A 14,924-nucleotide genomic window follows, 5' to 3' on the forward strand; every position below is an offset into this window, starting at 1 on the left:
GTTCTCCGGCTACTCCTGGACTCGGGTGATCCGCAACGGATTCCGCCCCGGGTCCATGACGGAACTCCGGGGCGGAATGTGTGCGGCCTACTTGGCGACGACAGCCAGGACGTCGCGCGCAGACAGGATCAGGTACTCCTCGCCGGCGTACTTGATCTCGGTTCCGCCGTACTTGCTGTAGATGACGACGTCGCCTTCCTTGACGTCGAGCGGGATGCGCTTGTCGCCATCTTCGTCCCAGCGGCCGGGGCCTACAGCGACGACGGTGCCCTCCTGGGGCTTCTCCTTCGCCGTATCCGGGATGACGAGGCCGGAGGCAGTCGTCGTCTCGGCCTCATTGGCCTGGACGAGGATCTTGTCCTCGAGCGGCTTGATGTTCACGCTCGCCACGATGAGCCCTCCACTTTCAGGGGTTTTTGGGTCCGAAGCTCTCGATGTCCTCGGACGCGGGGTTGTTCAGTCACCACGGGTGACGCCGTACGCAGACCCGTCGTCGCGGGTGCCGGATCAACGCTCGGTGTCACTAGCACTCTATACATGAGAGTGCCAGCCACTCAAGAGGGGCCGGGGCCGACGCGCCGAGCCGAGTCACCACATACAGAATTATGTTACGGTTGCATAACGAAATCGAGAGCGTGACCATACGGTGACCCTAGAGAGGGAAAAGAACCCCGCCCGAGCACCGGTCATGCACGAGAGGTGAACTTATGCCCACGTCGCTAGGCATCTCCGTGGGAACGTCAGGTGTCGGTTCGGCCCTACGGGTCGACACGGAGACCGGATCCACCACCGAGTACCGCCGACTGGCTGCCGATTCCGACCGAAGCCGTGAACTCGGTGATCTTGTGTTCGACGCCGTCTCCCTGATGTGCGCGCACCTGGCGGATCGTCCTGTTGTCAACGTCGCCTACCGCACCGACGAACAAGCCGAGACCGTACGTCTCGCTGCCGAACGCGAGGGACGACACGTACGACTCGTCCCCGAAACCGCTGCGATGCTCGCATTCCTCCGCACCGTGGGCCTTCGCTCCGAAGCGGGAACGGTCGCGATCGCCGATCTCGGTGCCACGGGCACCACGGTGTCCGTCCTGGACCAATCCACCGGCACCGTCCTACGCTCTGCACGCACCGAAGAAGTCAGCGGCAACGCGCTCGGAACACGGATCTACGAACGGGTCCTCCGCTCCACGAGCACGATGCGCACCCGCCGCCGGATCGACTCCGAGTTGCTCGCCGCCCGGTGCCAGGGCGCCCAGGAGGTACTCACCACCGCCGACGTCGCGCGGATCGACATCGCGGAAGCGGGACCCGACGCGTCCGTCACCCTCACCCGCGCCGACCTCCACGAACTGAGCGCCGACCTCGCCGACACGGCTGCCGCATTCACGCGGCGCATCTGCACCGGATCGACACCGCACCCACGGACACTCGCACTGGTCGGTGGCGCGGCCGGCGTTCCCGCCCTGGCCGACGCAATTGCGGGCGCGTTCGACGGCGACACCATGCGCGTGGCCGAGCCTGCATCCGCTGCGGCTCAGGGCGCCGCCTTGATCGGCGAGTCCGCCGAGGCAGCGGCCTATCCCTTGGTCGGGTCGTCGAGGACGCGTCGCGGCAAAACGAGCGGACGGCTCTCGGGCACGCTCGCCGGCGTACTCGTGCTGAGCGCGATCCTCGCGGGTTTCGCCACCGAGCATTTCGCCGGCCGCGACACCGCCGGCGGGCCGGTCTCGCCGTTGATGACGAGCGGAGCGGTGCCCCCGGCGAACGAGGACGCACCCCGGGCGCCCACCGAGACCGCGATCCCGTCCCAGGACCCGGATTCCCTGCCGATCTCGACTCTCACCTCGGACGCACAGTTCCCGCCCGTACCGACCCCCGACATGCTCCCTCCCGGCATCCTGGACACGGACATCCCCGGATCGAGCACGTCGAATCCCCGGTCCGGTGGAACCACGGTGACCCCCACCCCGATCGACCAGGTGCCCACCCCCGAGGTCTCGCCCGACGAGACCTTCCCCGATCGCGACACCACCACTGCGCCGCCGTCGAGCACCACACCGGACCCGTCGACCACACCGGGGCCCGACGACACCACACTTCCGGACACCACGAGTCCGATTCCGGTGTCACCGGAACCGAGCGATCAACCGGGTACGGAACCGTCCGACCCGGGGATCGCTCCGTCGCCGGCGCCTACGACGACAGAGGGCGCACCGGCCGTCGCGCCCGGGACGCCGCTCTCGGGCGAGACCGGCACCGTTGTCATCCCTCCGGAGAACGCCGACACCGGCGGCTGACGCCGCGCGGGGACGGTCAGGCGGAGACCTGCGACACGGATACCGGCAGGCCGGGATCGGTGGCCGCACCCAGCGAGGACGGTGCCGCACCGCCGGCGATCAAGTGCGCGCCGAGCGCTGCGATCATCACACCGTTGTCCGTGCAGAGTTTCGGCCGGGGCACCCGCAGCGTCATACCTGCTGCCGCGCAACGCTCTTCGGCCAGTTCCCGCAGTCGGCTGTTCGCTGTCGCCCCGCCACCGAGCACGAGGGTGTCGACACCGAGATCCTTCGCGGCCCGGACGGCCTTCATGGTGAGCACATCGGCCACCGCCTCCTGGAAACCCGCGGCGACGTCGGCGACCGGAACAGGTTCACCCGCACGCTGTTTCGCCTCGACGAAGCGCGCGACGGCCGTCTTCAGCCCGGAGAACGAGAAGTCGTGGCGGGAGTCGCGTGACCCGGTCATCCCGCGGGGGAACACCACCGCCGTGCGATCGCCTTCTCTGGCGAGCCGATCCACTTCGGGTCCGCCGGGATAACCGAGACCGAGCAACCGGGCCACCTTGTCGAACGCTTCACCTGCTGCGTCGTCTACAGTCGTGCCGAGTTCCACGATGGGCTTGCCGATGTCCTCGACATGGAGCAGGTGCGTGTGCCCGCCCGAGACGAGCAGAGCAATGCACGGCGGCATCGGTCCGTGCTCGAGGGTGTCCACCGCGACGTGGCCACCGAGATGGTTGATCGCGTAGAAGGGCACGTCCCACGCTGCCGCGTATGCCTTGGCGGCGGCCACTCCGACGAGCAGCGCACCGGCGAGACCAGGTCCGATGGTGACGCACACCGCGTCGGGCCTGTCGATCCCGGCCGCGGCGAGCGCACGTCGCATCGTCGGCACCATCGCTTCGAGATGCGCCCTGGACGCGATCTCCGGAACCACTCCCCCGAACCGGGCATGCTCGTCCACGCTCGAGGCGACTTCGTCGGCGAGAAGTTCGAGGGTGCCGTCACCGGTCCACCGCACGATTCCGACACCGGTCTCGTCGCACGAACTCTCGATACCCATCACGATGGGATTCTTCGGCAGTGCGCTCACCGTGGTCACGGTTGTCGCTCCTCTCGCGGATCCGGACGCTTCATGGTGTACGCGTCGGCGCCGCTCGGCTGGTAGTAGTTCTTTCGGGTTCCGACGATCTCGAAGCCCTCACGCCGGTACAGGGCGATCGCGGCGTCGTTGTCGGTACGCACTTCGAGGAACACCGGGCCGCCCCACCGATCGGCGGCCGCGAGCAGGTTCGCGAGCAGTGCGCCGCCGATGCCCTGCCGGCGCGCAGCGGGATCCACGCCGATGGTGTGGACTTCGGATTCGGGGAAGACGGCCGGACCCAGGCGAGCGAGTCCGGCATACCCCAGGACCCGTCCGTCGGCGTCCCGAGCGGCGACGTAATGATTGTTCGGCGACGCCAGTGCGGACCGGAACGCGGCCGCACTCCACGGACCGTCACCGGGAAACAAGATCGTTTCGAGTTCCGCACAACGGTCGGCGTCCTCGGGCCGCAATGCGTCGATCGTCGTGCGAGTCATGCTCGCCGGTCCGCAGTCTCCACCGCGTCGGGACGGCGCAGATACATCGGCACCAGCGGATCGGGGGTCGCGCCGGAGCCGATCGCCTCCGCGGCCACTGCCACCAGGCCGGCCGGGGACGGTGTCTGCACGTCCACGGTGGGCACGTCGAACAGCGCGGCGTGCGGCGCCGAACCCGCGACTCGCACCGACGGCTCCGCGGTGACCTCGGCCGGTTTACGAACTTCGGGGCCCTCGACACGCTGATCCTGCTTGTACCGCGCCCAATAGATCTCCCGGCGACGGGCGTCGGTGACGACGAGCAGGTCTCCGCCGTCGACGTCACCGTCGAGACGACGGACATCGGCGGCGATCGCGTCGAGTGTGCACACTCCGTACACGGGAATGCCCAGGGCGTCGCCGAACGCGGCGGCTGTCACCATGCCGACGCGCAGCCCGGTGAACGGGCCGGGCCCGACGCCGACGACGATCGCGTCGAGTTCTGCCGGTGTGTGTCCCGCGTCGGCGAGGCATTCGAGAATCTGGGGAGTGAGTACCTCCGCGTGCGCGCGAGGGTTGTCCGTGACGCGCGACGCCAGAGTCTCGGGACGGGCGCCGCCGCCGAGACGGACGAGTCCGGAGGTCACGGCGGGGGTTGCGGTATCGACGGCGAGCACGAGCACGATGTACCAGCGTACCCGCCGTTCGAGTCCGTCAGCCCACCCAGGCCCACTCCGCCCGGCGGACGTCGCTGTCGGGATCCCTGCGCAGACGCACACGCAGATGCCGGTCGGTGAGCTTCTCGACGAGTCCCTCGCCCCATTCCACGACCACCACCGCATCCGCCAGATCGGTGTCCAGGTCGAGCGCATCGAGTTCGTCCAGTGCCCCTGGACCGTTGCCGAGCCGGTACGCGTCGACGTGCACCAGGCCGACCGGCGGCCGGCCGTCGGCGCTGCCGGGGCGGTGCTCGCGGGCGATCACGAAGGTCGGCGACGTCACGCGTCCCTGAACCCCGAGACCGGCGGCGATTCCGCGGGTGAGCGCGGTCTTCCCCGCGCCGAGAGGGCCGTCGAGGACCACGAGATCCCCGGCGTGCAGGTCGGCAGCGAGCCGCCTGCCGAACGCTTCCGTGTCCTCGACGGTCTCGAGTTCGATGCTTCGTGACCCGGTGTCCCGGGTCTGGTCGTCAGACAATTGCGGACCGCCTGGTCGATACGTCGTGCGCGAAACCGCGCTGGATCAGGCGGTCCACCGCCCGGTTGACAACTTCGGGGAATTCGAGCTGCACGAGGTGGCCTGCACCGCGCACCCGCTTGAGTTCGACGTCGGGCAGCGCCTCGGCGAGATCCTCGGAACTCGCATAGGGAATCACCATGTCGGCGTCCCCCGACAGCACCAGAACCGGCACGGTGCCGAGCACCGGCAGCGCTGCGGACTCGTCGTGCAGCTCGAGTGTGCGCAGGAAGTTCACGATGGTGAGGACGGGCGTCTCGTCGAGCATCCGGTCGGAGAACCGGACCAGACGCGGGCTGACCACGGTGCCGTACGACGCGGCCCGCAGGATCGGTGACACGATCGCCCGCGCCATGCCTCGCGCCTGCTGCACGAAACCCGGCGCCGTGCGTGCGGCGTACCGGAAGGCGTCGATGACCGGGTTGTCGAGGTTGCGCCCGATCCCGCTCTTGCTGAGCCCGGCTGCGGTGGTGGCGAGCAATCCCACTGCCACGACCCGCGGCCCGAACAGTTCGGGGCGCTGCGCCGCCAGCGCGATGGTGGTCATCCCACCCATCGAATGTCCCACCACGACCACCGGCCCGGCCGGGGCTGTGGCGTCGATGACACGTCCGAGGTCGCGGCCCAGTTGGGCGATGGTGCACGTCTTCGACCCCGAGGCACCCGACTCACCGTGCCCCCGCTGGTCGACGAAGACCATCCGCACGTCGCGGCCCCAGCGCTCGGCGATGTGCCGGTACTGCAAGTGCCACGACTGCATGCGCAGGCAGTAGCCGTGCACAAAAACCACGGTGAGCGGCGCGAACGGCGATCCGGCCTCCCGGACGACGAGCGAGACGTCGTCTTCGGTGTGGATCACCCGTTTCGGCAGCCGCAGGATCGCGTCGAAATCTTCGTCCTCGTAGAGTTCGTGGGCGGGCATTCCCGCGGTACGGACCGCGTAGAGGCCGGCCGAGGAGGCGAGTGTGATCAGGCTGGACCCGAGCATGCCCATTCGGCCCAAGACCGTCATGGCGTCACGCTCCCTTCGCCCCCGACGTAGGTTCGCACGGTGCGCCCGCCGATGCCCGTGACGATCTCGTAGTTGATCGTGTCGAGCTTCTCGGCCCAATCCTGGGCTCCGGGCTCACCGTGACGACCGTCACCGAAGAAGAACGCCTCGTCGCCTTCGTTTACTCCGGCACCGTCCGGGCCGAGGTCGACGACGACCTGGTCCATGCAGATCCGGCCGATCTGCGGCCGCCGCCGGCCGCCGAGCTGCACCTCGATCCGCCCGCTGAGATTGCGGCGGATGCCGTCGGCGTATCCCATCGGCAGAAGTGCCACCGTCGTGTCGGTGGGAGCGATCCAGCTGTGCCCGTACGACACGCCCGTCCCTGCTCGAACCTTCTTCACCAGAATCACCTTCGTCCGTACTGTCATCACCGGACGGAACCCGAAGTCGCCGCGTTCCGGAATGGGTGTCAGACCGTACATCGCAATTCCGGGCCGAACCATATCGAATCGCAGGTCAGGGCGGGTGAGCGTGGCAGCGGAGTTCGCCAGGTGCACTACCTCCGGAGACAACGACCGGCGTCGCAGATCTGCGACCGCCTCCTTCAGACGGTCACGCTGCTCGTCGTTGACGCGGTGCTCGGGTTCGTCCCCGTGCGCGAGGTGGGAGAACACACCGCGCAGCCGCACCGACCCCTCGGCCTGGGCGCGCGCAAGATCGTCGACGAACACGTCCCACTCGTCGGGGGCGACGCCGTTGCGGTTGAGTCCGGTGTCGACCTTCACCGCGATCGACGCCGTCGTCCCGGTGGAATGCGCCGCTGCGACGATCGACTCGAGGTGGCGGGGCGAGGAGACGCCGAGTTCGACGTTCGCCACGATGGCGGGTGCGAAGTCCGCGTCGGAGGCGTGGAGCCAGGACAGCACCGGCGCCTCGATTCCGGCGGCACGCAGTTCGATGGCTTCACCGAGTGTGGTGACCCCGAGTTCACGGGCGCCGGCGGCGAGCGCAGCCTTCGCGACGGGCACGGCTCCGTGGTTGTAGGCGTCGGCCTTGACCACCGCCATGACGGCAGCGTCCCCGGCGAACTCCCGGAGCCGCCGAACGTTCTCGGCGACCGCGTCCAGATCGATGACCGCCTCGGCTTGAGGGCGGGCGTTTCGGGCTGAAGGCAGGGTGTGCTGGGTCGTGGTCACGTCTCTCGATCCTGCCACTGCCCGTTTTTGTACGGACGCCGTGGTCCGGCGCGTCCGGTCACGATTCGGGCATATAGGTACGGAGCAACCGCACGGCGTCGTGCAGCGAGGCGAGGATCGCACTCGCCGACACCGGCGCCGCCGACGCTGCTTGCAGGCCTTCCCCGGGCGTGCCGCCGGAAGCAGCGAGGTTGGCGGCCAACGCATGTGCCCGAGCACCGGCGGCAGCGGCGAGATCGACGGGCATCCCCGACGACAGCAGCGCGCCGATCGTTCCGGACAGCACGTCGCCGGCGCCCGCCGTCGAGGCCCAGGACCCTCCGGCGTCGTTGACGAACACCAGGCCGTCGGGCCGTGCGATCAGTGTCACGTGCCCCTTGAGCAGGACATGGACGCCCCACTCCGCGGCGAGTGTGCGTACCGCTGCGACCCGGTCCGGTTCGGGTCGTGCCCCGGTGAGCCGTGCGAACTCACCCGCGTGAGGAGTGAGCAGGGTCGGGGCGGCACGTCCCCGAACCAGGTCCGGGTTGCGCGCGAGCACGGTCAGCCCATCGGCGTCGACCAGGACCGGCAGATCGGTGGCCAGAATTGCCCGGAGGGTCTCGGCGGCCTCGGTGCCCGTGCCGCCGCCCGGGCCCACGACCCAGGCCTGCACGCGACCGGCCTCCGCGACCGAGGGTGCGGCCACCACTTCGGGGCGATGGGCAAGAACTTCGGCCGACGCGGAACCGGCGTAGCGGACCATGCCGGAGGTCGCGGCGACGGCTGCCCCCGCACACAGGACCGCTGCCCCGGGGTACTTCGCGCTGCCCGCGGAGACACCGACTACGCCCTGGCTGTACTTGTCGTCGTCCGGGCCCGGTACCGGCCAGATGGCTCCCACCTCGGCGGCCTCGGCAGCGATCAGGCGGGATTCGGGGAGTTCGAGTCCGATGTCGACGAGTTCGACCCGGCCGCACCGGGGTGACGCGAGTGCGTGGACCGGTTTGAGGGCCCCGAACGCGACGGTCACGGTTGCGCTCACCGCCGGGCCGTCCACGGCGCCGGTGTCGGGGTCGACGCCGCTCGGCGTGTCCACCGCGACGATCGGCGCGGTGATCGCGTCGACGATGTCGGCGGCGGCGGGACGCAGTGGGCCGCGACCGGAGATTCCGACGATGCCGTCGAGCACCAGGTCGGGGTCACCGAGATGCTCGGGCCGGGCCGGCACGGCACGACCCCCGGCGGCCTTCAGTGCGGCGAGACCGGCGGGGTGCGCACGGTCCGGATCGAGGAGCAGTGCGGTCACCGCGCAGCCACGCCGGCGGAGGAACGACCCGGCCCACAGGGCGTCCCCGCCGTTGTCGCCGGACCCGACGAGCAGAACAACCCGTCTCCCGGCGACTCCCCCGGTGACGGCACGCAGTTCCGCCGCGGCGACGGTCGCCAGACCGTGCGCCGCCCGGCGCATCAGCGTGCCCTCCGGCAGCGAGGCCAGCAGCGGCGCCTCCGCGGCTCGCACCGCCTCGCACGGGTAGTAGCTGCGCATCGCCCCTCCTGGGAGCCTCGTGCCGCCCGGCGGCGTGGTCCGGGTTATTCGACCGTGACGGATTTCGCGAGGTTACGGGGCTTGTCGACGTCGTACCCGCGTGCCTGCGCGACCTCGGCCGCGAACACCTGCAACGGCACCGTCGACAACAACGGCTGCAGCAACGACGGCGCCGACGGGATCTCGACGAGATGGTCGGCGAACGGGCGCACGGTCTCGTCGCCCTCCTCCGCGATCACCACGGTCACCGCGCCACGCGCCTGGATCTCCCGGATGTTGCTGAGCAACTTGCTGTGCAGCACCGCGCGGCCCTTCGGCGACGGCATCACCACGATCACGGGCAGACCGTCCTCGATCAGCGCGATCGGACCGTGCTTGAGTTCACCGGCCGCGAACCCCTCGGCGTGCATGTACGCCAGTTCCTTGAGTTTGAGAGCGCCTTCGAGCGCCACCGGATACCCGACGTGCCGGCCCAGGAACAGCACCGCCGGCGAGGCCGACAGGTCCCGCGCGAGTTGCCGGACCGAATCCATACCCTCGAGCACCTGTGCGATCTTCTCCGGCATCGCCGCCAGATCCTCGTACTCGCGTGCCACCTCGTCGGGATACTTCGTCCCACGGGCCTGCGCCAAAGCCAAGCCGACCAGGTAGTTCGCGGCCATCTGCGCCAGGAACGCCTTCGTCGACGCCACCCCGATCTCCGGACCGGTACGGGTGTACAACACCGCGTCGGCCTCACGCGGGATCTGCGCGCCGTTGGTGTTGCACACCGCGAGCACACGAGCCTTCTGGTCCTTGGCGTGCCGCACCGCTTCGAGGGTGTCGGCGGTCTCCCCGGACTGCGAAATGGCGACCACCAGCGTCGAACGGTCCAGCACCGGGTCGCGGTACCGGAACTCGGAAGCCAGTTCCACCTCGACGGGCAGGCGGGTCCAGTGCTCGATCGCATACTTCGCGACGAGACCGGAATGGTAGGAACTGCCGCACGCGACGACGAACACCTTGTCGATGTCGCGCAGTTCCTGATCGGAGAGCCGCTGCTCGTCGAGCACGATGCGGTTGTCGACGAAGTGCCCGCGCAGGGTGTCGGCCACCGCGCCGGGCTGTTCCTCGATCTCCTTGAGCATGAAGTAGTCGTGGCCACCCTTCTCGGCGGCGGCGAGATCCCAGTCGATGGTGAACGGCTGGGTGCGTACACCGGTGTTGCCGTCGAAGTCGGTGACCTCGTACGAGTCCGCGGTGATGACGACGACCTGGTCCTGGCCCAGTTCGACGGCGTCGCGGGTGAACTCGATGAACGCGGCGACATCGGAGGCGACGAACATCTCGCCGTCCCCGACGCCGACGACCAGCGGTGTCGAGCGTCGAGCGGCGACGATCGTGCCGGGATGGTCGGCATGGGTGAAGACGAGTGTGAACGCACCTTCGAGGCGGCGCAGCACGCTGCGCGCACTTTCCACGAAGTCCCCGGCGGTCGGGCCTTCGGCGTAGGCACGGGCCACGAGGTGCACGGTGACCTCGGTGTCGGTGTCGCTGGCCAGCTCCACGCCGTCCTTCTCGAGTTCTTCGCGCAGCGGTGCGAAGTTCTCGATGATGCCGTTGTGCACGACGGCGACCTTGCCGGTCACGTCCCGGTGCGGGTGCGCGTTGCGGTCGGTGGGGCGGCCGTGTGTCGCCCATCGGGTGTGGCCCATTCCGGCGGTGCCTGCGAAGTGGTCCTCCCCGATCTCGGCGAGTTCGGCCTCGAGGTTGGCCAGACGCCCGGCCTTTCTCTCCACTGCCAATCCGCCTCGACCGTCGAGAATGGCGATTCCGGCCGAGTCGTAACCCCGGTACTCCATCCGCCGCAGCGCTTCGACTACGACGTCGAGAGCACGACGGTGCCCGACATACCCCACGATTCCGCACATGGTTAGCAGGGTACTGGTCGCGGGCTGGACGACCGCAACTCATCGGGAACTCGGCCGCCCGCGGGCAGCTACCCGGGCACGACGCGCACCGACTTCGCGCGACACGCACGTCACGGGCACACCGGACCCGCCTCCGCGGCGTATCCGCTAACGTTCACGCCGTGGCGGCGAACCCGAAATCCCTGGCTAAGGAACTGTCCAAGCGCGGTCCGCACTCGGTGCTGCGCGGCGACCTGGCGCTCGCGGGACAACCCGGCGTGGTCTATACCCCCGCCGAAGGGTTCAACCTTCCGGCAGTGGCGTTCGGGCACGGCTGGCTCACGAATGTAGGCAAGTACACAGCACTGTTCGAGCATCTCGCGTCGTGGGGCATCGTCGTCGGGGCTCCCAGCACCGAACGCGGCCCGGTCCCGTCGGCTGTGGGGCTCGCCACCGACCTGCACACCACACTCGACATCTGCCTCGGCGTGCGACTCGGCACGGGACGCATCAGCGTCCATCCGGACCGTCTCGCGTTCGTCGGCCACGGGTTCGGTGCGGGCGCCGCAGTGCTGGCTGCCGCGCGCCGCGAGGTGGCTGCGGTCGCATCGCTCTACCCGGCACCGACCTCACCGCGTGCGTCGGACGCCGCGGCGCAGGTCACCGCTCCCGGTCTGGTCCTCGTCGGCGAGAAGAGCGTCGGGTCGATGACCAGCGACGCGGCAGCGGTGGCCGCATCGTGGGGCGGCGACGTGCAACTGCGCGTCGTGGAGAAGTCCGACGACAACGGTCTCGCCGAGGGCCGTCGCATGCTCGCCGCTCTCGGCATCGGTGGGAACGAGCGACGCACACAGCAGCACACCCGCTCGCTGCTCACCGGTTTCCTGCTCCACCGGCTGAACGGGGACAAGACCTACGCGGCCTTCTCCGACCCGACCGCCGAGATTCCGGGCTCCATCGCGCTCACCGACCCCAACTCCATCGACCGCGAACTCGGCAGCCAGATCAATCTTCTTCTCGGACGCTGATCCTGCTCGACGCGCGATCGCCCACGGCGACTGCGCCTTTCCCCGGGTGTCAGAGCGGCCCGGCTTCGGCAAGTACCACCCCACCGTGGGGGTCACCGGGTTGCCGGCTCGCCCGATCCGTCTCGGCAACGGCCGGCGCAGGGGGAGATGTCGAGGTGTCGCGGCGGCCGGACGCGCGCGGAACGGCCACCGGGGGGATGCCACTTGCGGGCGTCCCGGATGGATGGATCTCGTCACCCACCGGCTCCGGTGGCGAACTGCCCACAGGTGTGGCGACCGCGCTCGGGTTCTCGGTCGGCAATCGATCGGGGGGCCTGTCCACCACTGGTTCCACCGGCACCAGGTTCGACGCCGACGGTTCCTCGGATTTGCCGGACGGCTCTGTTTCCCCGTCGGATCGGGTCGCCGGCGTTGCTGAGCCTGGCGCGGACGGCTCCGCATCGGGAGGCGCGGCGGGGGGTGTGGCGCCGGGCGACATCGCGGCATCCGTGGCGGCGTCGAGCATCGCGGTCGCGGCCCGCACTCCCGATCCGGCCAGGTCGAGTACGGCACCGGCGAGACCCGCTGCCGCGACGACGAGATCTACTCCTGCTCGTACCGGGTCGCTCCCGTCATCCCCCGACGGCGGCACGTTCGGAGCGAAGCCCGATCGGATACTGCCCGGCACCGACCCGCCGAACGCGGCTCCCACCCCACCGAGGTCTTCGATACTGGCGAATGATGCTGCCAGAGAGTCGAATACAGATCTGATCGTTCGATCGGTATCGTCACAGACTCGCAGCACACCGTCGATCGCAGCGCCGAACTCCGGGGTGAACGTCTCGCGTAGCCATCGCGAGCACGACTCCGCCGTGGCAGCCGGGTCGCCTGACACGCGATCGACGGGAGGAAACCAGCCCGCCACCTGATCCGGAGTGGGACCGCCGGACCCGCCCGACGCGCCGGCAACAATCACCCGGACTTCGTCGGCAGTACGTCCGCCGACGAGGCGTCCCTCGAGCGCGCCGACGACGCGCGCCTTGTCGCCGACGATCGCAGCGATGTCTGACGCAGCGGTGGCGAGAGCACGCGAGAGCGCGTCCACCCCGCTCTGCAGTGCCCACCCCTGGCCGACGACGGCGTCCAGGCGCGACCGGGCGGTGTCGGCGGCACGTCCCTGCCAGACTCGCGGCAGGCCACGCACGTGACCGCTCTGATCCTCGACATGCCCGCCGAGCAGACAGGCGAGCCGAGCAAGATCCGAGGCGTCGGCGACGAGCGTGGCGAGATCGAGGCCGCGCTGTTCGTCGTACCTCTCCCGCAGCGACTCGGCCGTGACGGAAGACGCGATGCCCAGCTGATGCGCACAGGGGAGGTAGTCGGCGAAGAACGTCAGACCGCCGGCGCCCGTCTCGAGGATGCGGGCCGGGTCGGGTGCCGGCGTCATCGTGACCAGCGGCCGGGATCGCCCCGGAGGGTATCCGGGCCCGGCACACGGGCCAGATCGTCCGCTGTCGCCGCATCGCGCTCGGTGTAATGGTCGGCTGCGGTGCGCAGCGCGTCCACGTGTGCGTTCACCGTCGCCACCCACTCGTCACAGGCCCGGCGCACTCGCCGGTATCCGTCTTCGACGACGGCGCCGCAATTGCGGTAGTGCTCGCCAGCCGTGCGTGGACCGAACTCGAGGTTTCCCAGCACATGACGGCATTCGTGATCGGTGTCGTCCGCGGATCTCGCCAATCGACCCGCTACCGACGTGACGCCCTGCTCGTCGAATCGCACACGATCCCGTGGTGCTGCCATGTCCCGCCCCTCCCCCGCACTGCGTTCGCAGGGTTGGACGCAGCGACGCCCCCTCCGGTTCCCTCATCGTGGAGGGGTCGGGAGGGGGCGTGGTGCCGATACGGTCCCAGCGGGGACCGGATGAGGGGCTGTCCTGGCGTCAGACGCCCGCCACGACTCCGGCCAGCCGGTCGGCGAGAGCGCGGGCATGGCTGTCGTCGGCGGCCTCGACCATGACGCGGACGAGTTGCTCTGTCCCGGAGGGCCGCAGCAGCACGCGTCCGGTCTCGCCGAGTTCACGCTCCACTTCGGCGACGGCGCTCGCGACAGCAGGATCGTTCGCCACCGCCGCCTTGTCGCTCACCCGGACGTTGACGAGCACCTGCGGGAGGATGGTCATCACCGACGCCAGTTCGGTGAGCGAGCGTCCGGTCGCGGCGATCCGTTCCATGAGCCGCAGTCCCGTCAGCACGCCGTCGCCGGTCGTGCCGTGAGCAGGGAGAACGATGTGCCCGGACTGTTCGCCACCGAGGCTGAATCCCCCGCGGCGCAGTTCCTCGAGCACGTAGCGGTCCCCGACCCCGACGGTCCGGACGGCAATTCCGGCGTCCTTCATCGCGAGGTGGAGGCCGAGGTTGCTCATCACCGTCGTGACCAGCGTGCCGTCGCGCAGTTCACCCGACTCGTGCATGCTCAGCGCCAGGATCGCCATGATGGCGTCGCCGTCGACGACGGCACCGGACGCGTCCACCGCGAGGCAACGGTCGGCATCCCCGTCGTGAGCGAGACCCAGATCCGCGCCGTGTTCCAGCACAGCTTTCTGCAAGCCTTCGAGATGTGTCGAGCCGCAATCGAGATTGATGTTGAGCCCGTCGGGCTCCGCACCGATTGCGATCACCGTCGCGCCGGCGGCCTCGTAGGCTTCGGGGCCGACGCGTGACGCCGCACCGTGCGCACAGTCGACGACAACCGTCAGACCCGTGAGGGGATGATGCATCGTCGACGCGAGGTGCGCGAGATAACGGTCCACAGCGTCTTCGGCGACCCGGACGCGTCCGATCCCTGCTCCGGTGGGGCGTGCCGGTGATCCGTTCTCGCCCTGGAGTACCGCTTCGATGCGGTCTTCGACCGAGTCCTCGAGCTTGTGCCCACCCGCCGCGAAGATCTTGATGCCGTTGTCCGGCATGGGATTGTGCGACGCGGAGATCATCACTCCGAGGTCGGCGCCGTACGCGGCGGTGAGGTACGCGACTGCGGGAGTAGGCTGCACGCCCACCGACAGCACATCGACGCCGGCTGCGGTGAGCCCGGCGGTGACGGCGGCCTCGAGCATCTCACCGCTCGCGCGTGGGTCCCGGCCGACGACGGCCACCGGCCCGCGTGGGGCGGGAAACACCGGCGCCACCAACCCGGCCGCCACACCCCGCCGACGCAAATGCCACAACACCCGACG

At 69.4% G+C, this 14,924-nt stretch carries 14 protein-coding genes; 2 read left to right on the forward strand and 12 right to left on the reverse strand.

The window, feature by feature from the left end:
• Positions 1-87: 87 nt before the first annotated feature.
• Positions 88-390: a co-chaperone GroES gene (groES, locus tag ACLQ3J_RS17255; protein ID WP_006550071.1), complete on the reverse strand. Its 303-nt coding sequence runs from the start codon at positions 388-390 to the stop codon at positions 88-90.
• Between the two features lie 317 nt (positions 391-707).
• Between groES and ACLQ3J_RS17260 the strand changes: the two genes are divergently transcribed.
• The gene (locus ACLQ3J_RS17260) at positions 708-2,297 is read left to right on the forward strand and encodes an Hsp70 family protein (protein WP_425903992.1); all 1,590 of its coding nucleotides are present in this window, start codon (positions 708-710) and stop codon (positions 2,295-2,297) included.
• A 16-nt stretch (positions 2,298-2,313) separates the two neighbouring features.
• Here ACLQ3J_RS17260 and tsaD read toward each other — a convergent pair whose 3' ends face one another.
• From tsaD to glmS, 8 genes are read right to left on the reverse strand one after another with little or no spacing between them, the layout of a single operon-like run.
• Positions 2,314-3,342: a tRNA (adenosine(37)-N6)-threonylcarbamoyltransferase complex transferase subunit TsaD gene (gene tsaD, locus ACLQ3J_RS17265; RefSeq protein WP_169620011.1), complete on the reverse strand. Its 1,029-nt coding sequence runs from the start codon at positions 3,340-3,342 to the stop codon at positions 2,314-2,316.
• 35 nt (positions 3,343-3,377) lie between these two features.
• Positions 3,378-3,860 carry a ribosomal protein S18-alanine N-acetyltransferase gene (gene rimI, locus ACLQ3J_RS17270; protein WP_169619930.1) on the reverse strand — a complete coding sequence of 161 codons (483 nt, stop codon included), beginning with the start codon at positions 3,858-3,860 and terminating at the stop codon, positions 3,378-3,380.
• Positions 3,857-4,522: a tRNA (adenosine(37)-N6)-threonylcarbamoyltransferase complex dimerization subunit type 1 TsaB gene (gene tsaB, locus ACLQ3J_RS17275; RefSeq protein ID WP_378529046.1), complete on the reverse strand. Its 666-nt coding sequence runs from the start codon at positions 4,520-4,522 to the stop codon at positions 3,857-3,859. Before tsaB ends, rimI begins: the two co-directional genes overlap by 4 nt.
• A 31-nt stretch (positions 4,523-4,553) precedes the next feature.
• Positions 4,554-5,036 (reverse strand): tRNA (adenosine(37)-N6)-threonylcarbamoyltransferase complex ATPase subunit type 1 TsaE, encoded by a 483-nt coding sequence (gene tsaE / locus ACLQ3J_RS17280; RefSeq protein ID WP_169619932.1) that lies wholly within the window; start codon positions 5,034-5,036, stop codon positions 4,554-4,556.
• Positions 5,029-6,087: an alpha/beta fold hydrolase gene (locus ACLQ3J_RS17285; RefSeq protein ID WP_422424849.1), complete on the reverse strand. Its 1,059-nt coding sequence runs from the start codon at positions 6,085-6,087 to the stop codon at positions 5,029-5,031. Before ACLQ3J_RS17285 ends, tsaE begins: the two co-directional genes overlap by 8 nt.
• Positions 6,084-7,265 (reverse strand): alanine racemase, encoded by a 1,182-nt coding sequence (gene alr / locus ACLQ3J_RS17290; RefSeq protein WP_169619934.1) that lies wholly within the window; start codon positions 7,263-7,265, stop codon positions 6,084-6,086. Before alr ends, ACLQ3J_RS17285 begins: the two co-directional genes overlap by 4 nt.
• 58 nt (positions 7,266-7,323) lie before the next feature.
• Positions 7,324-8,793: a bifunctional ADP-dependent NAD(P)H-hydrate dehydratase/NAD(P)H-hydrate epimerase gene (locus ACLQ3J_RS17295; RefSeq protein ID WP_169619935.1), complete on the reverse strand. Its 1,470-nt coding sequence runs from the start codon at positions 8,791-8,793 to the stop codon at positions 7,324-7,326.
• Positions 8,794-8,837: 44 nt separating this feature from the next.
• A complete protein-coding gene (gene glmS / locus ACLQ3J_RS17300) occupies positions 8,838-10,703 on the reverse strand; it encodes a glutamine--fructose-6-phosphate transaminase (isomerizing) (protein ID WP_169619936.1) in 1,866 nt (621 codons plus the stop codon).
• Positions 10,704-10,864: 161 nt separating this feature from the next.
• Here glmS and ACLQ3J_RS17305 point away from each other — a divergent pair, with 161 nt between their 5' ends.
• Positions 10,865-11,710 carry a dienelactone hydrolase family protein gene (locus tag ACLQ3J_RS17305; RefSeq protein WP_169619937.1) on the forward strand — a complete coding sequence of 282 codons (846 nt, stop codon included), beginning with the start codon at positions 10,865-10,867 and terminating at the stop codon, positions 11,708-11,710.
• A gap of 49 nt (positions 11,711-11,759) precedes the next feature.
• Here ACLQ3J_RS17305 and ACLQ3J_RS17310 read toward each other — a convergent pair whose 3' ends face one another.
• From ACLQ3J_RS17310 to glmM, 3 genes are all read right to left on the reverse strand, one after another.
• Positions 11,760-13,136: a hypothetical protein gene (locus tag ACLQ3J_RS17310; RefSeq protein ID WP_425903994.1), complete on the reverse strand. Its 1,377-nt coding sequence runs from the start codon at positions 13,134-13,136 to the stop codon at positions 11,760-11,762.
• A complete protein-coding gene (locus ACLQ3J_RS17315; protein WP_425903996.1) occupies positions 13,133-13,492 on the reverse strand; it encodes a hypothetical protein in 360 nt (119 codons plus the stop codon). The genes ACLQ3J_RS17310 and ACLQ3J_RS17315 overlap by 4 nt, the downstream gene beginning before the upstream one ends.
• Before the next feature lie 139 nt (positions 13,493-13,631).
• Positions 13,632-14,918 (reverse strand): phosphoglucosamine mutase, encoded by a 1,287-nt coding sequence (glmM, locus tag ACLQ3J_RS17320; RefSeq protein WP_425904031.1) that lies wholly within the window; start codon positions 14,916-14,918, stop codon positions 13,632-13,634.
• Positions 14,919-14,924 lie beyond the last annotated feature (6 nt).

This window comes from Rhodococcus sp. DT1 (assembly GCF_049844875.1).
GTDB lineage: Bacteria > Actinomycetota > Actinomycetes > Mycobacteriales > Mycobacteriaceae > Rhodococcus.

What these genes read in the sequence shown, in the direction of transcription:
- ACLQ3J_RS17260 (WP_425903992.1), top strand. Translation starts at nt 708, where the DNA reads ATGCCCACGTCGCTAGGCATCTCCGTGGGAACGTCAGGTGTCGGTTCG.
- tsaD (WP_169620011.1), bottom strand. Translation starts at nt 3,342, where the DNA reads ATGGGTATCGAGAGTTCGTGCGACGAGACCGGTGTCGGAATCGTGCGG.
- rimI (WP_169619930.1), bottom strand. Translation starts at nt 3,860, where the DNA reads ATGACTCGCACGACGATCGACGCATTGCGGCCCGAGGACGCCGACCGT.
- ACLQ3J_RS17285 (WP_422424849.1), bottom strand. Translation starts at nt 6,087, where the DNA reads ATGACGGTCTTGGGCCGAATGGGCATGCTCGGGTCCAGCCTGATCACA.
- ACLQ3J_RS17295 (WP_169619935.1), bottom strand. Translation starts at nt 8,793, where the DNA reads ATGCGCAGCTACTACCCGTGCGAGGCGGTGCGAGCCGCGGAGGCGCCG.
- glmS (WP_169619936.1), bottom strand. Translation starts at nt 10,703, where the DNA reads ATGTGCGGAATCGTGGGGTATGTCGGGCACCGTCGTGCTCTCGACGTC.
- ACLQ3J_RS17310 (WP_425903994.1), bottom strand. Translation starts at nt 13,136, where the DNA reads ATGACGCCGGCACCCGACCCGGCCCGCATCCTCGAGACGGGCGCCGGC.
- ACLQ3J_RS17315 (WP_425903996.1), bottom strand. Translation starts at nt 13,492, where the DNA reads ATGGCAGCACCACGGGATCGTGTGCGATTCGACGAGCAGGGCGTCACG.